The sequence below is a fragment of the Clostridium sp. AF34-10BH genome, from assembly GCF_003478095.1.
Lineage (GTDB): Bacteria > Bacillota > Clostridia > Lachnospirales > Lachnospiraceae > Acetatifactor > Acetatifactor acetigignens.
Genome location: NZ_QUEC01000026.1, coordinates 1 through 18562 on the forward strand (window position 1 = coordinate 1; position 18562 = coordinate 18562).

Consider the following 18562-nt stretch of genomic DNA (forward strand, 5'->3'; position numbering starts at 1 on the left):
TCATGACACAAGAAAAGCTCCCTCACAGGAAGGAGCTTTGTCTACAGTCTGAAACTGCATAAAGTAATACTTTATACAGTTTATTATAATGATACAGTGGAAAAAATACAATATAGAAAAGAGAGTGATTGCGAGGGATTTTTGAATGGAATTAGATTATAAAGCGATTGGCAAGCGCATAAAGATTGCCCGCATTAAAGCGGATTTGACACAGGAAGCATTGGCAGAAAAAGCGTCGCTTTCCACAACACACATGAGCAATATTGAAACGGGCAACTCCAAATTGAGTTTGCCGACGATTGTATCTTTGGCAAATGCCCTTTCCGTTTCTGTTGACGAGTTTTTATGTGATAACGTGTTACACTCCAAAGATATTTTTTCGCAGGAGATACAAGACCTTGTTTCCGATTGCGACGAGTACGAAATCCGTACGATTGCAGACTTTGTAAGGGCAGCAAAGGAAACCATACGCAAAAATGCCAAGCTGAAAGAGTGATTAGAATAAAGCAGGGGCGCGGCTGCCGATTGTCGGCACCGCGCCCCGTTCTTTTTTGCTTTTTTGTGGAATATTAGAAAGGCACTTTTTGAGGTTTGAGTATAAAGTATCGTCTATGTCGTTTTCGCGCTCTGGAAACCGCAGAAACACAGGCGTTTTCAGCCCTTAACGTTCCACTTGCTACCCTTGTTTTATGCCTTATCTCTTGCCTTGATATGGAGCAGCAGCATGACGATAAAAGCAAGCCCGCAGACCACATAAAACCAAAGTTGATCTGCATTGGAGATAATAAACGCCAGCAGCCCAAAAATGACCGCCCAGGCAGCAGACAGCAGCACCCCGATTACCCAAAATCCAAAACGTGTATTTTGCAGAAACAGCAGCAGCGCGAATACAGCCGCGCCGATCAGCACGCACAAGGCGGGGTGCAGCGTGAAAAAGTGATTGCAGCACACGCCGGATATAATACCGAGGGCGATACTGTCAAAAACAATGATATGCCCGATAAAAAGCCCCACTACCATAAGGATAAAGCTAACTACAAGACCGATTATTAAATAGGCTCCCGCCGCCGCTAAATAGCCCATACATACACTTCCTTTGTTTTCTGAATATAGTTTGATTGTAACAGGTTTTTGTGAAAAAATCTATTAGTCCCGTTCCTGTTCTTTTGCCTTGCTTTGGGACGGATATAGAATACTGTCAACGTTCTTTTTGACAACACCATATTCCTGCATTTGCTTCTTGGCTTGCCGATAATCCTCATACAATTTGCTTTTCCTGTCGTTTAAGCTGCTATACTCCTTGCGCAGCGCGGCGAGATCGGGCAGCTTCTTTATCTGCATTTCCTTTAATGCCCTTGCCGCAGCTTCAAACAGGATAATTTCGCTTTCATGCCCCCGCAGATACTTTTCCTTGTCCGGCGATTTTCGGTATTCATCGTAAATCGGTTTTAACTGTCGGTATGTGGTGGTGTGCTTGATGAGCAGCGATAAATCAGACATACGCTGTTCCACTTCCTTAACCGCCTTTGCCGCCGCGTCATGGGCGGTCATAATATCCGCGATTTTGCTTTCAAGTTCGCTGTAATACTCAATCTTGTTTTCGGTTAGGAAGTTCATGCTTTTAGCAGCCTGTTTCAGATTATGGATTTTCGCCCACCGTTCATAGCCCGCCGACTGTTGGGCTTTGATACTGTTTTCAAGATCAACGACAAGCCGGATTTTCTTATCTTTCCGCAGCGTTTTTGCTTTGGCAGCATACACACCCTTGATACGTTCCTTTATCGCTTCTTCCGTATATGCCGCGCCGAGCGTCTTTGCGCGGGTAAACCGTTCCTGTCCGGCAGCGCGAAAGGAAATATATTTGCCCTGTTTGATTTCATACCCCATTTCCTGCAAGCGGCGCAGCAGTTCGTCAAAATCTTTCACTTGGGGAATGAGGGTATCTATCGCCGTTTTCAGCTTGGCTTTATAGCTTATACCTTGCTTTTCGGCGGTATATTCCGCATAGCTTTTCCCTCTGTCCTGTCCCGGCACGACGACGGATAGCCCATGCTCTTTACATATCCTGTCGCTGGTGCGCCGGATATGATGATAGCTTTGTTTGTTGGAATGGTACTTTTTGTAGTCAACGAAGCTGACCGAGTTAAAAATCAAGTGATTGTGCAGATGGTCTTTATCGACGTGGGTTGTCAAAACAAACTCATATTTGCCGCCTAACACCGCTTGCGCAAGTTCCATTCCGATTTTGTGCGCTTCTTCCGGGGTGGTTTCTCCCACCGCGAAAGACTGTATCAAATGCCGCCCTAAATGTGTGCCGCGATCTCCGGCAGCTTCCCGCGTCCATGCAAACTCAATATCGGCGGTTTCCAGCCCGCAGCCGAAAGAGGACGCAAGCAGTTTCCCGTCTGTCTTTTCGGGATTTAAGATATAGTCTATCGCAGCCTTTAAGGTTGATTTAATAGGGTGCGTCTTTGTAACCGCCATATCTCGTCCACCGCCTTTTTAATGTCCTCTATATCCTGCCTGTAAACCGTCCCCGTTGCATTGGCGCGTTTTGCAATTTGGTTGATGTTCCGGCTCACCGCTTGCAGTTCCCGGATATATGCTTTCGTGTCGCTTCGGTCAACGACAAGAATATACCCGTCTATCGCCATTTTACGGAAGTATGCGCCGTACTGCCGGATAGGAAGCTGCTTCATCTTCTCGTCGATCAGCCGCTTTTCTTCTTCCGTAACGTAAAACTTCATCTGTATATTTCTCTTTCGGTTTTCCATTTCCGCGCCGCCTTTCGGTATAAGGGTTTGGGATTATCCCAACAAGCATTTTTCGCAAACGGGTACTCGTTTGCTGTGCTTGCTATCTACTCCATACCCCCACCGAAAGGCGGTATTTGTTGCGCGTTCCTTTGTTTTTGGACGCAAAAAAGATTGCAGCGCATAGCGTCTGCAATCTCCTGTTTCCCATATTGTGAGGTTAGTCCTCTGCTTTTTCGACTTCCGTTATCTCCCTTGCCGTTGCGGTTACAATCCGTATGCCTTTATCGCTCATACCGTCCAGCAGCGCGTCAAGCTGCCGCCGCCCGGTGGATTTCTCCGCATTGCTGTTCGGGAAGAAAAATTGATCTACCGAAATATGATACCGGGTTACAAGGTCATAGAATACCTGTAAACTCGGCTGTTGTCCCTTGTTCTCGATATTCGCAAGGTAGCGCGGGGAAATATATAACTCGTCGCTTACCTTTTTGCGGCTCTCGCCGTATTCATTTCTCGCGGCTTTTATAGCTGCCCCGAAAGCCTTAAAGTCGTACAATGGTACGGGTCTTTTTGCCATTTTCATTCACCCTGTTACATTTTACAGTTCACCTTTCTTTTTGGATATGTCCACACAATTCATATCATTAGGTTAAATACTTCCTGTTGTGTATTGACAGTAGACTGATTTTCTGATAAAATAAAATTTATGTAAAAGGAGGCGGCGTTTATGTTGCATAGCATGCGTATTAGATAAGCATTGAAAAAAAGGATTTTCCCATTTTCAACATGGGCTTTTTTGTCATGCTTATTTTGCGGATGCTATACAAAAAACTAACGACGTATAGATATAGTATAGACATAGTGCAAGCTATGCCTTAGTTTTGTTGTACTGCTCTGTGCATTATAAATGCAGGTCAATGCTCATGTTGAGGATTGACCTGCATTTTTTTGTGTAAAAAGGACGAGTGAAATATAATGCTTAAAAAATATTGGATAAAATGTCCGATTTGTAACGGAAAGACGAGAGTTCAAGTATTTCATAATACTGTATTAAAAGATTTTCCTCTTTTCTGCCCTAAATGCAAATTGACGCATATCATTGATGTAGAAAAATTAGAGATTGTAATCAAAAATACAGAAAAACAAACTTTTATTATTTAGAAGAAAGGATATAAAAATGAAACGTTTACCTAAATATACGCCTGCGGAAGTACGGAATGATCCATACGGATTTACTTACAAAGAAATGTCGGAAGTTATTGGCGAGAATGAAGCAAAAGCCTTATATGAAGAATTATATAAGCAATTACCACGCAAAAAAAATCTATCAATGTTGGTAAAAAATATTTACAAAAGCAGTGATACTGAAAAGTATGTTTACGAACTGAAAGACAACAAATACATTGAAACGGTTTTTATCAAGCGGCGAGATGGTGGAACTGTTTGCGTGAGCACACAAGTCGGTTGTCCTGTTGGTTGTATTTTTTGTGAGTCCGGGCGAAATGGCTTTGTTCGTAATCTAACATCGTCAGAAATCGTACAACAGATTATATTGTTGCGTCGAAAAGTAAACCGTATCGTTTTTATGGGTATGGGAGAGCCTTTATTCAATTATGACAACTTGATAAAAGCAATCCATATTCTCCGAGATAGATATGGGCTCAACTTTCCAACCGACGGCATTACCATATCAACAGTTGGTCCGGTCGATCAATTAAAAAAATTGCGCGAGGAACATCTTAAAATTCAGTTGACAATATCTTTACACGCAGCAACACAATCTGCAAGAAATCGTATTATTCCTCACATGCGCATATATGCTATTGAAGATGTTGTTAAGCAAGCCTTATCCTATTCTGAAAGGCATAATCGCAAAATTGTCTTTGCGTATTTGCTTTTACCGGGTATAAATGACCGGCCCTCAGATGTAAGACAACTTGCAAAATGGTTTCGGGGCAAAAAAGTTATGATTAACGTGTTACAATACAACCCAACAAGCAATTCAAGAATTAAAGCACCACAGAAACGGGAAATAGTTGCATTCAAACATCAATTAGAGCAAGCAGGACTTGAAGTTACTATGAGAGTTTCTCATGGCAGAGAGATTAACGCGGCTTGTGGACAGTTAGCTAACACATATAATAAATTCAAAAAAAATGATTAAAAGTGCCAGACGCATAGACGCAGAGCCGATAACGCATTAGGTCAAAAAACCTATGTGTTATCGGCTTTTTTATTTAATATTGCGCAAAAGCCGCTGTTCCCTATTATAGAATGGATTGCGGGTAGTGTATTAAAGTCGCCCTTTTTTAAGGATACGGCGGTATCTGGGAGGTATCGTCGTGTCTATTTTTATTTACTGTAACCCGCCTAATGCTTTGCGGTCAAAAAAAGCCATTACCCGCCAGCGGGATATTCCGGCTATGAATACGAACTGTCAGTACATCTAAATATTGCTCACAATTCCTTTGCGCTCGTCCGCGTCTTGCGGGCGGGCGCATTTTGTTTATTTCAATATATTTTTGAAAGGAGCAACAAAGAGCCATCTCCCGAACGGGTACAGAGCGAAAGGGGCAGAGAGGACAAGCCTTTAACTCCCGTCCTCTACTCCACGCGGGAAGGAGGTGAACTCTATGGAGCTATCTTCTTCCGACAAAGAAAGAATACAACATCAGTATGACGCATTAGCAAAGAAAACGTTGGTAGGCGAAGCAAAAAGCTACCGCCGCACCCTTGCGAAACGCGCAGCCCGCGAAATAACTTTTTCGGATTTGAGCGAAAGCGAACTCGCGCAGCTTTTCACGACGGACGAATACGAAAGCGATTATTACCGTTTTCAAGTGTCCGGCTTTGATGTACTCGTCAAAAATGAACTGCTTGCCGAAGCCCTTAACGCTTTGCCCGAAAGGAAACGCGATATTGTTCTCTTGTCCTACTTCTTGGATATGAGCGACGCGGAAATTGGCGAACTGCTGAGTGTTGTACGCACGACGGTTTTCCGGCATAGGAAATCCGCGCTTGCGAAGATCAAACAGTATTTGGAGGGAAAAGCAGATGATGAACACCGTTAGGAAATCTGAAAATCTGTTGCCGTTCCCTGTCATTTCCGCAGCGGCAAACGGCGACACAAACGCCATGTGCGCGATCTTGAAGCATTACGAGGGTTACATAGCGAAACTTTGTACCCGAACGCTGAAAGACGACGCGGGCAATACTTACTCCTATGTGGACGAAGAAATGCGTAACAGGCTGCAAGTGCGCCTTATTACCCGCACTCTTGCGTTTCATGTAGGCTAACTCTTTAAGCCCATGCGGGGAGCGTGTACCCCTTTCCACGCTTCCCGTTATGGGCTGTTTGTCGTTCCGTAAAAGCATATCGGAAACGATATGCTTTTACAGGCTGACAAAGCCTTATTGTTCCTTGTCAAAGAAAGCCCGCAAGATAACGGCGGCGCAGTATAACAGGCAAACGAATACATACCGCTTATATCGAGCCGAACAGCGGGTACGCTAGGACAGCTTTTCACACAGGGAAAGCCGAGCGAGAAATACCGCGCTGCAAAACAGGTTTAGCAGCTTGTGGGCGACGACATATAGGCGGGACGAAACGCCTTTATAGCCATAGTCCGAGCGTTAAGAGCGTCGCAGGCATTGGGTAAAGCTGCCTTAAATGAGCAGGGGTGAAACTCCCGCGGTGCTGCCGCTGACAGCCGTTCGTTTCTGCCTTTCATTTTTAATCTTTTTGTTATCCCACGAAAGGGGGATTTTACATTATGGAACAAACAAAGCAAACAACAAAATCCCCGGTTGTGCGCGAATACAAAATCGGGGATATTACCTATATTGTCAAAGCCGTTGTTAAAGACGGTGTAAAAGAGGACGCCGCGACAAAGGTACGCCGCTTAATCCAAAATGACTTAAACCGGGAAAAAAGCCCGGTATAATGCCGAAAATGTAATCCTATTGCAGACGGACGACGGGTTTTGTGGTATAATATATATAACCTGTTTGTCCGGCTGTCGGAATAGGAGGTAACATGAAACAGTCGGATAAATTGACCGCATACTATTTTCGTGCGGCGCAACAGATAGATACTTTGTACCTTGACAATCAAATGCAAAAACTTCTTTACCACGCAAGCCAAAACGGGATTACTACTTTTGCGCTATATGTGGATAATGGTTATAGCGGTTTGAACTTTAACCGTTCCGCTTTTTCCCTCATGCAGCAGGATATGAAAAACGAGAGAATGGAAAAGATCGTTGTAACAGGTCTTGACCGCATTTCTCGAAACTTTTTAGATGTACTTGCTTTTGCAGATTGCGCCGCTGGTAGGGGTGTTTCTCTTGAAGCAATCAACGGCGACCATGCTACTCTGGATTGGAGCAGACAGTTATATGCTGCACTTGCCGCGAAAGGCGGTGAGCGCAAATGACAAAGACATTTTCTTTTCAGCAGATTGCTGTCCCCAAAGTGTTAAGCGAAGAAGTCCGCGAAGCCATTTCAAATAATGTCTTGCAATTCTATGTGCGCGATCAGCAGCAGGAAGCACAGGACGAGGGCATAACGGCTTTATATGAACGCCTTTCACAAGAGGACAAATTAGAGGGAGAGAGCAACAGTATCGCCAACCAAAAGAAGATTTTGGAACGGTACTGCCGGGAGCATGGAATTACCGCTTATCGACATTATGACGAGGACGACGGGTATTCCGGTACAAACTTCAACCGTCCCGGATTTCAACGTATGCTTGCCGATATAAAAGCTGGAAAAATCAAGCGCGTTATCGTCAAAGATATGTCCCGTTTCGGGCGTGATTATCTGCAAGTTGGTTTCTACACCGATATGCTGTTCCCCGATTTTGGCGTGCATTTTATCGCGGTCAATGACGGAGTTGACAGTACGCGGGGCGAAAATGAGTTTACCGCAATCCGCAACGTGTTCAATGAAATGTATGCCCGCGACACTTCAAAGAAGATACGCGCTACTTGGCAATCAAAGGGAAAATCCGGCGAACACCTTACTACAATCCCGCCTTATGGCTATATGAAAGACCCCGACAACAAAAAGAAGTGGATTATTGACGAGGAAGCCGCAGCCGTTGTGCAGCAGATTTTCGCATTGTGCGTTTCCGGCATGGGACCGACACAAATATGCCATTGGTTAGAGAAAAGCGAAATCCTCAATCCTACTTTCTATTGGCTGTCAAAGGGCATAAAGGTAACAAACAAGCCGAAGCCGGGGGCGAACCCGTACAAGTGGACGAATGAAACGGTTTCCCGTATGCTTGAAAAGATAGAGTATTTAGGGCATACCGTAAACTTCAAAACCCGCAAGCAATCCTACAAGAGCAAAAAGAAGTTGTGGAACGACCCGTCCGAATGGGTGATCTTTGAGAACACGCAGCCGCCGATTGTAGAGGAAAGTGTATTTCTCATTGTGCAGAACAAACGCAAATCCCGCCGCCGCCCCACCAAAATGGGCGATATGGGTATTTTCTCCGGGCTGCTTTATTGTGCAGAGTGCGGCGGTAAAATGTATCAATGCCGAGCAACGAACTTCACCGAAGAACAGAAATATTTTATCTGTTCAACCTATCGGAAAGGCAAAGACTTGTGTACGACCCATTCAATCAAAAATGTTGTTCTGTATGAAATCGTTTTGAAAAACCTACGGGAAGCAATCGACTATGTAACAGAGTATGAAGCCGAGTTTGTGCAGGAAGCAGCAGACAGCCGTTTGCGAGAGCGCGACGCAGAGTTTTCCCGCAAGCGCGAAACACTTTCCAAAGCTGAAAACCGTATTGCCGAGTTGGATAATCTGTTTAAGCATTTATATGAGGACAATGTAACCGGGAAATTGTCTGACGAACGGTTTATCAAAATGTCCCATGATTACGAATTGGAGCAGAGCAATCTAAAAGCTATGGCAGAAGTGCTACGGGAAGAAATCAAGCAGCAGGAAAAACAAAAGACCAACGTTAAAGCGTTTATCAGCGCAGTAAAGAAGTACACCGATATGCAGCAGCTTGACGCTGCTATGCTACGGGAGTTTATAGATCGTATCGAAGTTTCCCATACCGACAAAAAATCCAAGACAAGGGAAATCACGATTGTATATAACTTCATCGGTGCATTTGATTTTGGACGGGCGAAAGAAAAAGCCCAAAATACAACTCAAAAACAGCAAAGAACGGCATAGCCGTTTAGCTACACCGTTCCTTGCTAAAATGTTTTCTTAATTCACCGCCCCATTCGCAGCCGCTTGTTTTTCCTTGAGGCTCATTACATTATATCCTACTGTCCACCGGATTTGCAAACGGTATCTGGAAATACAAAACAGTTGGAAAATGCTCATGGATATAGTATTCTTTATAATAGAAAAAACGTTTTATACGTGCCTGCAGGATGATGCTGGTATTGGAAGGATAGGATAAGCATGAAAAAAAGTATCGTTGGGATCCTGGCACATGTGGATGCCGGGAAGACAACATTGGCAGAAAGCCTTTTATGTGCCTGTGGTGTCATAGAAAGGGCCGGAAGAGTGGATCACGGAGATGCTTTTCTGGATAATGGGGACATGGAACGGAAAAGAGGAATCACCATTTTCTCCAAACAGGCGAGAATCCGGTGGAAAGATGTGGATATCACACTGTTAGACACCCCGGGACATGTGGATTTCTCTGCGGAAATGGAACGGACGCTGCAGGTACTGGATGCGGCGGTTCTAGTCATCGACGGAAGCGATGGAGTGCAAGGAGATGTACATACGCTGTGGCGGCTGTTAAAAAGATATGAAGTGCCGGTATTTTTATTTGTAAACAAGATGGATCAACCGGGGACGGATCCGGAAAAAGTACTGACGGAGCTACAGAAAAAGCTGGATAGCAATATTACATCCGTGGGAAAACTGCTGCAGCCTGGGGACAATGAAGGAGAACGGGAAACAGAGCTGGAACATGCGGCCATGTGTAGTGAAGCCTTGATGGAAGAATATCTGGAAACCGGAGAACTGTCGGCGGAAAACATATCGGACACTGTGGCGGAGCGTAAGCTGTTCCCCTGCTTTTTCGGCTCCGCCTTGAAACAATGGGGAATTACAGAGCTGTTAGACGGATTGAATGCGTATCTGCCCCAGCCGGAATATCCGGAGGAATTCGGAGCCCGGGTTTATAAGATCGGCAGAGATAACGCAGGAATCAGATTGTCGTATTTGAAGGTCACCGGAGGAAGTCTGCGGGTTAAAATGCCGGTGGGAAACAGCAGAAGCGGTGCAGGAGAGGAAATCTGGGAGGAAAAATGCGACCAGCTGCGTCTGTATAATGGCGGAAGCTATGAGGCAGTGGATACGGTGAAAGCCGGTGAGGTCTGTGCGGTCACGGGACTTACGAAGACTTTCGCCGGGCAGGGACTGGGCTATGAAAGCGAGAACTCCACGCCGATACTGGAACCGGTGCTGACTTACAGACTACTGCTCCCTCCGGAGGTGGATCCTGTCGTGGCACTGGGGAAACTACGCCAGCTGGAAGAGGAAGAACCGCAGCTGCATGTGTTGTGGCAGGAGGAAAACAGGGAAATCCATATGCAGGTCATGGGACAGGTGCAGATGGAAATCCTCAAAAATATCCTGTGGGAGCGTTTCGGTCTGGAAGTGGAATTCGATGCGGGAAGCATTGTATACAAGGAAACTCTGGCGGAGCCGGTGGAAGGCATCGGGCATTTTGAACCTCTGCGTCATTATGCGGAGGTACATCTGTTGCTGGAGCCCGGGGAGCGGGGCAGTGGATTGCAATTTGCCTCTCTGTGCAGCGAGGACATGCTGGACCGTAACTGGCAGCGGCTGATCCTGACGCATCTGGAGGAAAAACGTCATGTGGGTGTGCTGACCGGTTCCGAACTCACGGATCTGCGGATATTGCTGATTGCCGGAAAAGCCCACACCAAACATACAGAGGGCGGAGATTTCCGACAGGCCACTTACCGTGCAGTACGTCAGGGAATGCGCAGTGGAAAGAGCATTCTCTTAGAACCATGGTTTTCCTTCCGACTGGAGGTGCCTACGGAGAATCTTGGCAGAGCCATGTCGGATATCACGAGGATGAACGGAAGCTTTGAAGCACCGGAGACAGAAGGCAATAACAGTGTGCTGACGGGAAGTGTTCCCGTGGCTTCTATGGGAGATTATGGAAAAGAGGTGGCATCTTATACCAAAGGTCATGGGCGTTTGTCCTGCACGCTGAAGGGATATGAACCCTGCCATAATCCGGAGGAGGTAATGGCAGAGATCGGATATGATCCGGAAGCGGATGTGGTCAACCCCACCGGATCGGTATTCTGCGCTCATGGTGCCGGTTTTCAGGTGTCCTGGGACCAGGTGCCAGAATATGCCCATGTGGAGAGCAACTGGAAGCCGGAGAAGGAAGGAACCAAAGATGCGGACGGCATTTCGGATGCGGGACTGCAGGCAGTAAACAGGCAGCAGGGCGCTATTCGTCAGACCGGGGGTGGTGTAGAGCGGATTATTTCTCAGGAAGAGATCGAAGAGATCTTCCGCCAGACTTATGGGAAAAAGGCGGAGGATCCCCACAGATTCCGCAGATACCATACTTCTTCCGGAAACCGTGGCAGCTATACGGGCAGCTTGGCGGGAAGTGCCGGTGACACCGGTATGCGGAAGGTCGTACCGCAGGAAAAACCGGAGGAATACCTTCTGGTGGACGGTTATAACATTATTTTTGCCTGGCCGGAACTGCGGGAGCTGGCGAAGATCAATCTGGACAGTGCCAGGGACAAACTGATGGATATTCTGTGTAACTATCAGGGATATCAGGGCTGTCGCCTGATCCTGGTCTACGATGCCTACAAGGTGAAGGACAATCCCGGCTCCACCATGAAATATCATAATATAGAAGTAGTCTATACAAAAGAAGCGGAGACTGCAGACCAGTATATCGAGCGTACGACCCATCAGCTGGGGGCGAAGCCGCAGAAATACCGGGTGACGGTGGCAACCTCCGATGCATTGGAACAGATGATCATCTGGGGCAACGGTGCCACCAGAATGTCCGCACTGGGGCTGAAAGCAGCGGTAGAGGCAGCAGGTGCCGAATATTTTAAATGAGAGAGTTTTATTGGACTTGAAAAAGTGTAATCTATACCTGTCAGGACGGGAAAATAAGATTTCCGACAGAACCCTGAGCACAAAAAGCAGAAAAAGAGGTATGGGTTATGAGAAGACAGTTCGTTTCCAATGTGGCATTTTACAGTACTACCGCAGTACTTATTCTGATCATTGTATTATGTATCGGCGCAACCGTGAAGAGCGAGAGCCGGGATGAGACGCAGCGCATGGAGAACCGGATACAGGAACAGCAGCTGATGAGCGATATGAAGCAGTATCTGAATGAGAACGGTTATCGCAACAGCGGCGTGACGCTGACCTATGCACTGGAAGAAGACGGCAGTCCGGATTATACGTTTACCATTCATCATAAGAAGATCAACAGCATGAGTGAGACGGAACGGGGAGCATTGAGCGCAGAACTGGCACGGGCCTGCAACGCAGGCGGCAATTATTCGGTCTCTTATGAATATCTGCTGACGGATTTTTAGAGACTATTTACATGACTTTTTTGGAAATAAGGGGTATACTGATACCATATGCCACAGTAAACGAGGCGATGGGAAAGGAGAACGACAGATGACATTTATTCCCAAACCACATGAGATATATAAGCATTTTAAGGGCAATCTGTATCAGGTCGTAACGATTGCGGAACATTCAGAGACCGGAGAACAGCTGGTGATTTATCAGGCTTTGTATGGAGATTTCAAGACCTATGCAAGGCCTCTTGCCATGTTTACCGGAGAAGTGGATCGTCAGAGATACCCTGAGGTGACACAGCGTTTTCGTTTTGAATTACAGGGAGCGGAGGCGGACAGACAGGCACACGAGGCGGACGCAGTGAGCGGGACACAGACGGCAGCAGTACAGACGAAGACAGCAAAGATGCCGTCGACTGCATCCCAGCCCGCAGCAGCCCTGGCAACGCCGATTGTGGCGCAGAACATAGCAGCCCAGGCAACGGCGACCGCGGCACAGACAACAATAGCACCGGTTTCCCCCGCAGAAGATGAAGAGCCCGCACTGGATCCGTTGGTACTGGAATTTCTGGATGCGGATTCCTACGAGGAGAAGCTAAATATTCTGGCAGGACTGCACCATCGTATCACCAACGAGATGATCACGACCATGGCGATTTCCTGTGATATTGAAGTAAATGACGGTGAGCCGGAAGAGCGTTATGAAGAATTGAAGAACTGCCTGCTCACCATGGAGAAGTTCGAATGCAACCGTCTGCGGTAGACTCTATGGATAAATACAATGAAAATTTAACGGATGTTAAGGAAATCTTTAGGAAAGGTGACCTTCGGGCGATTCCCAAACCACTTTTAAAATGGTATGATAATAACCGTAGGATCCTTCCCTGGAGAGAGGATCCTGCTCCCTACCGCGTATGGGTCTCTGAGATCATGCTGCAGCAGACCAGAGTGGAAGCGGTAAAGCCCTATTTCCAGCGCTTTATGGAGACGTTGCCGGATATTGCTGCGCTTGCGCAGGCACCGGAAGAGGTGCTGTTAAAGCTGTGGGAGGGCCTGGGATATTATAACCGGGTACGGAATCTACAGAAAGCAGCCATCCAGATCATGGAAGATTATGGCGGAGTCATGCCGGATTCTTATGAGGAGTTATTAAAATTAAAAGGAATCGGCAGCTATACGGCTGGGGCGGTATCCTCTATTGCTTACGGCAAGCCCAATCCGGCGGTGGACGGCAATGTTCTGAGAGTCATTGCAAGAGTCCGCAAGGATGAACGCTGTATCTCTGAGGATAAAGTAAAAAAGGCTGTGGAAAAGGATCTGTGGGAGGTCATTCCTACAGACAGGCCGGGAGATTTCAACCAGGCTATGATGGAAATCGGTGCCTGTGTATGTATTCCCAACGGGGCTCCGCACTGTGAGGAATGTCCCCTACAGCAGATATGTCTGGCGTATGCGGACGGTACACAGCTGCAATATCCGAACAAAGCCAAAGCAAAAGAACGTACGGTGGAGGAGAAGACGATCCTCATTATCCGGGATGCGGAGCTGGCGGCATTGCATAAGCGTCCGGCGAAAGGTCTGCTGGCCGGTATGTATGAATTCCCTTCGATGAAGGGATATCATACCGCGGAGGAGGTCAAGGAATATCTGGCGGAGAACGGGTTGCAGGTACTCCGGATCCAGCCCCTTGAGGATGCAAAGCATATTTTTTCCCATAGAGAATGGCATATGAAAGGATATCTGATCCGTGTGGATGAACTGGCACCGAAGCGTGAAGGCCCGGATTCAGCAGACTGGATCTATATTGAACCTTCGGAGACAAGGGAGAAATATCCCATTCCTTCCGCGTTTGCAGTCTATGCGAAGGGATTGAACATGAAACTGGGGGCCCGAGAGAACGATTCCGGACAGTGAACAACAAGATAGTGAAGAAAGGACAGCGATATGAAATTACTTTCCATAGCAATTCCCTGTTACAATTCTGAAAAGTATATGAGAAAATGTATTGATTCCCTGCTGATCGGCGGAGAGGATGTGGAGATCCTGATCATCGATGACGGTTCTACCAAAGACCGTACCGCAGAGATTGCAGACGAATATGAAGCACAGTTTCCTACGATTGTGCGTGCTATTCATAAGGAGAACGGCGGACATGGTTCTGCTGTGAACACCGGAATCGCCAATGCCACGGGACTATATTTTAAAGTAGTGGATAGTGATGACTGGGTGAAGCAGGATGCATATTTTAAGATCCTGGATACTCTCAGAGAACTGGCCGGCGGCGGTCAGGCATTGGATATGCTCATCAGCAACTATGTCTATGAAAAAGAAGGCGAGCGCCGCAAAAAGGTGATCAAGTACCGTCATATCCTGCCGGTGGAGAAGATGTTCACCTGGACGGACTGCCATCATTTTCTGAAGGGCCATTACATACTGATGCACTCCGTGATCTTCCGTACCAGACTGTTACAGGAATGTGGACTGAAGCTTCCGGAGCACACCTTCTATGTGGACAACCTGTATGTATTTGAACCGCTTCCTTATGTGAAGAATATGTATTATCTGGATGTGAATTTCTACAGATATTATATAGGAAGACAGGATCAGTCGGTGAATGAGACCGTGATGATCTCCCGCATCGACCAGCAGATCCGAGTGACGAAGCTGATGATTGATTATCTGGTGGGCAGAAAGTCGAAACTGGTGAAAAACCGACGTCTGTACCAGTACATGCGCAACTATCTGGAGATTATCATGACAGTATCTTCCGTACTGTTGATCCGCTCCGGTACCACAGAACATCTGGAGAAAAAGAAAGAACTGTGGGAGTACCTGAAAGGAAAAGACAAACGCCTGTATCTGTGGATGCGTAACGGCATTATGGGTGGTACCATGAATTTGCCCGGAAGAGGCGGACGTAAGATTTCGGTAGAAGGATATAAGATCTGCCAGAAATTGTTCGGATTTAATTAGAACGGAATTGTTTAACATAGTCAAAATAGCGGATACTTCGGAGGTTTACCTGAAGTATCCGTTTTCTTCTGTTTTTCCAGCCATCTCGTCCTGCATGAAGCCCCCAAACTATTGACAATACCTGTTTTGAACGTATATAGCGGTTACATTTAAAGCGGAATTAAAATTACGTTAAAAACGTAGAATAAAATTTAGGAGTAGTAAAATCTTCCATTATTTGGGAAGAAGGAGCTCACATGAAACGATAGATAATGACCATTGTGGCAGGAGCGGCAGTCGGTGAATCCGGATGTGTATGCCTGGATCACTGTACCGGGGACAGAAATTGAATATCCGATTTTACAGCATCCTTCCGATAATTCCTATTACTTTATGCATAATATTGATGGTTCGTATGGATATCCCGGGTGCATATATACGGAGAATCTGAACAGTAAGGACTTTACAGACAACAATACGGTGATCTATGGACACAACATGAAGAACGATTCCATGCCCGTCAAACAATAAGAAATCCGAGGGCAGAATTTATGTCATTTTGGAGTTATATTAAAGCAATAAGGTAGGAATAGGATTGCAGGGATTAGGTGTTCGAAAGTTAAGATGGGTGATACTGATTGCAACAATTATAAGTTACAGCATAGAATTCAGCCAGTTATTAACAAAACGTGGACTCTTTGAACTTTTTGATGATCCGTTTCATAATGTCCTTGGAGCAATAATAGGATTTACATTATGGAGAATGATTATGAAAAGATGTTCAGAAAAATCTGAAGGACAGGCTATAAGACCAAAATAAATATATAGATGGAGTTAAAATTGATTTTAAAGCATAATGCCCAAATTTGCCAGGGACAGATTTTGCTATTTTGCCACGTTGACAATCGAGTGCTCATTTGCTATCCTCTATTCGTAAGCAGATTTTCTATTTCAAATTTCTATATCGGTGTAAGCCGGTGTCTATGACTTCAGAGGAATCCCTGCTTAATTACCCAATGATAACAATAGAGCAGGAGAAGACATAGAACGGATTGAAATTCGTTTCTGCGACAGCATATTTTCCTGCGGTAAAAGCAAAGGAGAGTGTGAATGGCAAAACGCTATGAGGAACTGACGATATCGGATGATTTTATCTTCGGCAAGACCATGGGTGACAAGGTGCTCTGCCATGATGTATTGGAGCGGATGCTGGAAAAACGGGTGGGAACACTGGAAGATATCCAGCCACAGAGGGAATTCCAGTATGCCGTGGATGGTAAGCCGGTGCGGCTGGATATGTATGCAAGGGATCGGAAATCCTACAGGGAATTGCCGGAGGAGATACAGATAAGGTGGCGCAGCTGGATGATCCGGAAGTGCTACTGGCAATGCAGAGAAAATATGGAATGATTAATCTGTGACATTTATAAGACAATCCGTTTGCAAACCGGAACTCACCAACAATTACACAACGCAGAACGACAGATAACCGGAGAAACTTATGTAAAAAGATTGTCCGGTTATTATGAATTTGTGTACAGAGAGGAAAAAATGAGAGCAGATAAAATAAAAACTATAATTGGCAATATCAATGACTTACCTTATAAGACCATCTTGTTTGATGGAACCTGGGGTGTCGGAAAGTCTTATGCGGTAAATGAGGCGTTGGCAGGAAATCCGGACGTTTGTAAAATATCAATGTTCGGAATGACAGATGCGAGACAAATATATCATGAAGTATTGTTTCAACTGGCATTGAAGAATAATGTCGGCGGGAAGATTGGTGAAATAGCTAATAATATCATAGAAGGCGCAGCAAAGGTCTGGGATAAAGTCGGACAGGCCCGGGATGTGGTACAAAATATAGCAAACGAAAGAGAACTATTTTTATTATTGTCCAAAGAATTTACATTCCTTCACATTGTGGTCATAGACGATCTGGAAAGAATGAACAGTAATATGAATTTGGAAGAGATATTTGGAATCATAGAGGAACTGAAACAATGTAATTATGTGAAAGTTATACTCGTTGCGAATACCGCAGAAATGTCAAAAGATAAAAAAGAGATATTTGACAAATACAGTGAAAAAGTAATTGAACGAACATATGCTATTACGGAACGGGCAGAGAGTGTCGAGTGGAGTAAATTGCATATCCATGCTCAATTTATTGAAAAATTTCTGAACCTTCATAAAGTGGAAAACTTGCGGACACTTGAAAAGGCGCAGCGATTTTATGATGATGTAATATTATTTTGTGAAGACTGCAATAAAGATGAATTTTTGGAGGAACTGAGACTGATATGTTATGCCATCGTCGTTGAAAGTATACACAATCTGTATTATAAGGAGGATGATCCCAACAATACGGATTCGGTGAAAAAGATGGTGAGCAGTATTGAAAATACGTTGGAGCATAGAATAGGGAAATATCTTTATGGTACAAAGAGCAGTAATAATTTGACCGGAATGCTGTTGAGATACTATCAGGAGGGGACGCTTGATAAAGAACAATTAGAAGCCGAGTATCGACTGTTTCTTAAATCGGGAGATAAACCCAATTATTATAAGACAGATGCAGAGATAAAAGTAATGCTGCCGGATTTAAAAAAGGGATTGCTTCAGGCAAAAAACATTGTGGAATTAAACGAATTTGCAGATTCCTATATGGTATGGAGTGATATTCTGGAGGAAGATAATGAGGATGTTTTAACCATATATAAAAACGGGTTAAACAAAATGCTAAAACAGGCAGTCAGAGATGGAAAAGAAGAAATTTTAACGCACTCTTATGATTTATTCCATATGTCTTCAGACAAGGTGAAAATAATATACATGGAAGAAAATGAAAACATGAAAGAATTTTTGATTGAGACATATGTAGAACATTTGAGGATCACAACCCACGGGGAAAAAGCGTACCAATTTTCATATAAACTCAGAAATTATTTTAGCAACAGTTATTACCATGAGATCATAATGACAAAAGTGGATCGGCTGTATAATAAGACGTCTTTTCCTGTGGGGGACGTAGATCAGAATAGATATCATACCTGTTATAATATCATGTATTTACTGTACCATGCAGATAAGGAGAAATTTTTGAACTATTGTACTGACATAAAAAAAGATTGTGATAAGATGTCAAGACATAGGATAGAGGTTTTGTCGGAAGAGATAATGAAAGACCAGAAAACATGAGAAAAGTGATTCCTTCGTACAGTTGAAGAGAAAAACAGAAAGTGCTACAATTTA

At 45.0% G+C, this 18562-nt stretch carries 21 protein-coding genes; 17 read left to right on the plus strand and 4 right to left on the minus strand.

All coding sequences use genetic code 11. The features are described from left to right. Positions 1 to 145 precede the first annotated feature (145 nt). The gene (locus DWZ61_RS14885) at positions 146 to 496 is read left to right on the plus strand and encodes a helix-turn-helix transcriptional regulator (RefSeq protein WP_118539428.1); all 351 of its coding nucleotides are present in this window, start codon (positions 146 to 148) and stop codon (positions 494 to 496) included. A gap of 191 nt (positions 497 to 687) precedes the next feature. Here DWZ61_RS14885 and DWZ61_RS14890 read toward each other — a convergent pair whose 3' ends face one another. From DWZ61_RS14890 to DWZ61_RS14905, 4 genes are all read right to left on the minus strand, one after another. Further along, positions 688 to 1083 (minus strand): hypothetical protein, encoded by a 396-nt coding sequence (locus tag DWZ61_RS14890; protein WP_118539430.1) that lies wholly within the window; start codon positions 1081 to 1083, stop codon positions 688 to 690. Positions 1084 to 1146: 63 nt separating this feature from the next. Beyond that, positions 1147 to 2484 (minus strand): relaxase/mobilization nuclease domain-containing protein, encoded by a 1338-nt coding sequence (locus DWZ61_RS14895; RefSeq protein ID WP_118539432.1) that lies wholly within the window; start codon positions 2482 to 2484, stop codon positions 1147 to 1149. After that, entirely contained in the window at positions 2445 to 2774 is a 330-nt protein-coding gene (gene mobC / locus DWZ61_RS14900) for a plasmid mobilization relaxosome protein MobC (protein ID WP_055219606.1), read from the minus strand. Before mobC ends, DWZ61_RS14895 begins: the two co-directional genes overlap by 40 nt. Before the next feature lie 199 nt (positions 2775 to 2973). Then, positions 2974 to 3330 (minus strand): helix-turn-helix transcriptional regulator, encoded by a 357-nt coding sequence (locus tag DWZ61_RS14905; protein ID WP_002584957.1) that lies wholly within the window; start codon positions 3328 to 3330, stop codon positions 2974 to 2976. A 398-nt stretch (positions 3331 to 3728) separates the two neighbouring features. Between DWZ61_RS14905 and DWZ61_RS14910 the strand changes: the two genes are divergently transcribed. From DWZ61_RS14910 to DWZ61_RS14990, 16 genes are all read left to right on the plus strand, one after another. After that, positions 3729 to 3914, plus strand: coding sequence for a cysteine-rich KTR domain-containing protein (locus tag DWZ61_RS14910; RefSeq protein ID WP_003431289.1), 186 nt, complete (start codon positions 3729 to 3731; stop codon positions 3912 to 3914). Between the two features lie 16 nt (positions 3915 to 3930). Next, a complete protein-coding gene (gene rlmN, locus DWZ61_RS14915) occupies positions 3931 to 4917 on the plus strand; it encodes a 23S rRNA (adenine(2503)-C(2))-methyltransferase RlmN (protein WP_117776696.1) in 987 nt (328 codons plus the stop codon). A gap of 469 nt (positions 4918 to 5386) precedes the next feature. Further along, on the plus strand, positions 5387 to 5824 hold the full coding sequence (locus tag DWZ61_RS14920; protein WP_118539434.1) for a sigma-70 family RNA polymerase sigma factor: 438 nt from the start codon (positions 5387 to 5389) through the stop codon (positions 5822 to 5824). After that, entirely contained in the window at positions 5808 to 6050 is a 243-nt protein-coding gene (locus tag DWZ61_RS14925) for a helix-turn-helix domain-containing protein (RefSeq protein ID WP_003431293.1), read from the plus strand. Before DWZ61_RS14920 ends, DWZ61_RS14925 begins: the two co-directional genes overlap by 17 nt. Positions 6051 to 6526: 476 nt before the next feature. Continuing rightward, complete coding sequence (locus DWZ61_RS14935; protein WP_118539436.1) at positions 6527 to 6697, plus strand: transposon-encoded TnpW family protein; 171 nt, start codon at positions 6527 to 6529, stop codon at positions 6695 to 6697. A 92-nt stretch (positions 6698 to 6789) separates the two neighbouring features. Next, positions 6790 to 7188, plus strand: a complete 399-nt coding sequence (locus DWZ61_RS14940; protein WP_118539438.1) for a recombinase family protein — start codon at positions 6790 to 6792, stop codon at positions 7186 to 7188. Continuing rightward, complete coding sequence (locus tag DWZ61_RS14945) at positions 7185 to 8954, plus strand: recombinase family protein (RefSeq protein WP_118539440.1); 1770 nt, start codon at positions 7185 to 7187, stop codon at positions 8952 to 8954. The genes DWZ61_RS14940 and DWZ61_RS14945 overlap by 4 nt, the downstream gene beginning before the upstream one ends. A 237-nt stretch (positions 8955 to 9191) precedes the next feature. Further along, a complete protein-coding gene (locus DWZ61_RS14950) occupies positions 9192 to 11873 on the plus strand; it encodes a TetM/TetW/TetO/TetS family tetracycline resistance ribosomal protection protein (protein WP_118539441.1) in 2682 nt (893 codons plus the stop codon). 107 nt (positions 11874 to 11980) lie between these two features. Further along, entirely contained in the window at positions 11981 to 12364 is a 384-nt protein-coding gene (locus tag DWZ61_RS14955) for a hypothetical protein (protein ID WP_117467329.1), read from the plus strand. Between the two features lie 88 nt (positions 12365 to 12452). Continuing rightward, positions 12453 to 13118: a DUF1653 domain-containing protein gene (locus tag DWZ61_RS14960; RefSeq protein ID WP_118539443.1), complete on the plus strand. Its 666-nt coding sequence runs from the start codon at positions 12453 to 12455 to the stop codon at positions 13116 to 13118. Between the two features lie 5 nt (positions 13119 to 13123). After that, positions 13124 to 14269 carry an A/G-specific adenine glycosylase gene (mutY, locus tag DWZ61_RS14965; RefSeq protein ID WP_118539475.1) on the plus strand — a complete coding sequence of 382 codons (1146 nt, stop codon included), beginning with the start codon at positions 13124 to 13126 and terminating at the stop codon, positions 14267 to 14269. A 30-nt stretch (positions 14270 to 14299) separates the two neighbouring features. Then, positions 14300 to 15328, plus strand: a complete 1029-nt coding sequence (locus DWZ61_RS14970; RefSeq protein ID WP_117467324.1) for a glycosyltransferase family A protein — start codon at positions 14300 to 14302, stop codon at positions 15326 to 15328. Positions 15329 to 15607: 279 nt separating this feature from the next. Beyond that, entirely contained in the window at positions 15608 to 15838 is a 231-nt protein-coding gene (locus DWZ61_RS14975; protein WP_243026430.1) for a class B sortase, read from the plus strand. Positions 15839 to 15902: 64 nt separating this feature from the next. Next, the gene (locus tag DWZ61_RS14980) at positions 15903 to 16127 is read left to right on the plus strand and encodes a VanZ family protein (protein ID WP_347475454.1); all 225 of its coding nucleotides are present in this window, start codon (positions 15903 to 15905) and stop codon (positions 16125 to 16127) included. A 290-nt stretch (positions 16128 to 16417) separates the two neighbouring features. After that, positions 16418 to 16717 (plus strand): hypothetical protein, encoded by a 300-nt coding sequence (locus tag DWZ61_RS14985; RefSeq protein ID WP_118539447.1) that lies wholly within the window; start codon positions 16418 to 16420, stop codon positions 16715 to 16717. Between the two features lie 141 nt (positions 16718 to 16858). Further along, the gene (locus DWZ61_RS14990) at positions 16859 to 18508 is read left to right on the plus strand and encodes a P-loop NTPase fold protein (protein WP_147354721.1); all 1650 of its coding nucleotides are present in this window, start codon (positions 16859 to 16861) and stop codon (positions 18506 to 18508) included. The last annotated feature ends 54 nt before the right edge of the window (positions 18509 to 18562 follow it).

Bases quoted from the DNA above. Each gene is read 5' to 3' on its own strand.
- DWZ61_RS14885 (WP_118539428.1), top strand. From the start codon at position 146: ATGGAATTAGATTATAAAGCGATTGGCAAGCGCATAAAGATTGCCCGC.
- DWZ61_RS14890 (WP_118539430.1), bottom strand. From the start codon at position 1,083: ATGGGCTATTTAGCGGCGGCGGGAGCCTATTTAATAATCGGTCTTGTA.
- DWZ61_RS14895 (WP_118539432.1), bottom strand. From the start codon at position 2,484: ATGGCGGTTACAAAGACGCACCCTATTAAATCAACCTTAAAGGCTGCG.
- mobC (WP_055219606.1), bottom strand. From the start codon at position 2,774: ATGGAAAACCGAAAGAGAAATATACAGATGAAGTTTTACGTTACGGAA.
- DWZ61_RS14905 (WP_002584957.1), bottom strand. From the start codon at position 3,330: ATGGCAAAAAGACCCGTACCATTGTACGACTTTAAGGCTTTCGGGGCA.
- DWZ61_RS14910 (WP_003431289.1), top strand. From the start codon at position 3,729: ATGCTTAAAAAATATTGGATAAAATGTCCGATTTGTAACGGAAAGACG.
- rlmN (WP_117776696.1), top strand. From the start codon at position 3,931: ATGAAACGTTTACCTAAATATACGCCTGCGGAAGTACGGAATGATCCA.
- DWZ61_RS14920 (WP_118539434.1), top strand. From the start codon at position 5,387: ATGGAGCTATCTTCTTCCGACAAAGAAAGAATACAACATCAGTATGAC.
- DWZ61_RS14925 (WP_003431293.1), top strand. From the start codon at position 5,808: ATGATGAACACCGTTAGGAAATCTGAAAATCTGTTGCCGTTCCCTGTC.
- DWZ61_RS14935 (WP_118539436.1), top strand. From the start codon at position 6,527: ATGGAACAAACAAAGCAAACAACAAAATCCCCGGTTGTGCGCGAATAC.
- DWZ61_RS14940 (WP_118539438.1), top strand. From the start codon at position 6,790: ATGAAACAGTCGGATAAATTGACCGCATACTATTTTCGTGCGGCGCAA.
- DWZ61_RS14945 (WP_118539440.1), top strand. From the start codon at position 7,185: ATGACAAAGACATTTTCTTTTCAGCAGATTGCTGTCCCCAAAGTGTTA.
- DWZ61_RS14950 (WP_118539441.1), top strand. From the start codon at position 9,192: ATGAAAAAAAGTATCGTTGGGATCCTGGCACATGTGGATGCCGGGAAG.
- DWZ61_RS14955 (WP_117467329.1), top strand. From the start codon at position 11,981: ATGAGAAGACAGTTCGTTTCCAATGTGGCATTTTACAGTACTACCGCA.
- DWZ61_RS14960 (WP_118539443.1), top strand. From the start codon at position 12,453: ATGACATTTATTCCCAAACCACATGAGATATATAAGCATTTTAAGGGC.
- mutY (WP_118539475.1), top strand. From the start codon at position 13,124: ATGGATAAATACAATGAAAATTTAACGGATGTTAAGGAAATCTTTAGG.
- DWZ61_RS14970 (WP_117467324.1), top strand. From the start codon at position 14,300: ATGAAATTACTTTCCATAGCAATTCCCTGTTACAATTCTGAAAAGTAT.
- DWZ61_RS14985 (WP_118539447.1), top strand. From the start codon at position 16,418: ATGGCAAAACGCTATGAGGAACTGACGATATCGGATGATTTTATCTTC.
- DWZ61_RS14990 (WP_147354721.1), top strand. From the start codon at position 16,859: ATGAGAGCAGATAAAATAAAAACTATAATTGGCAATATCAATGACTTA.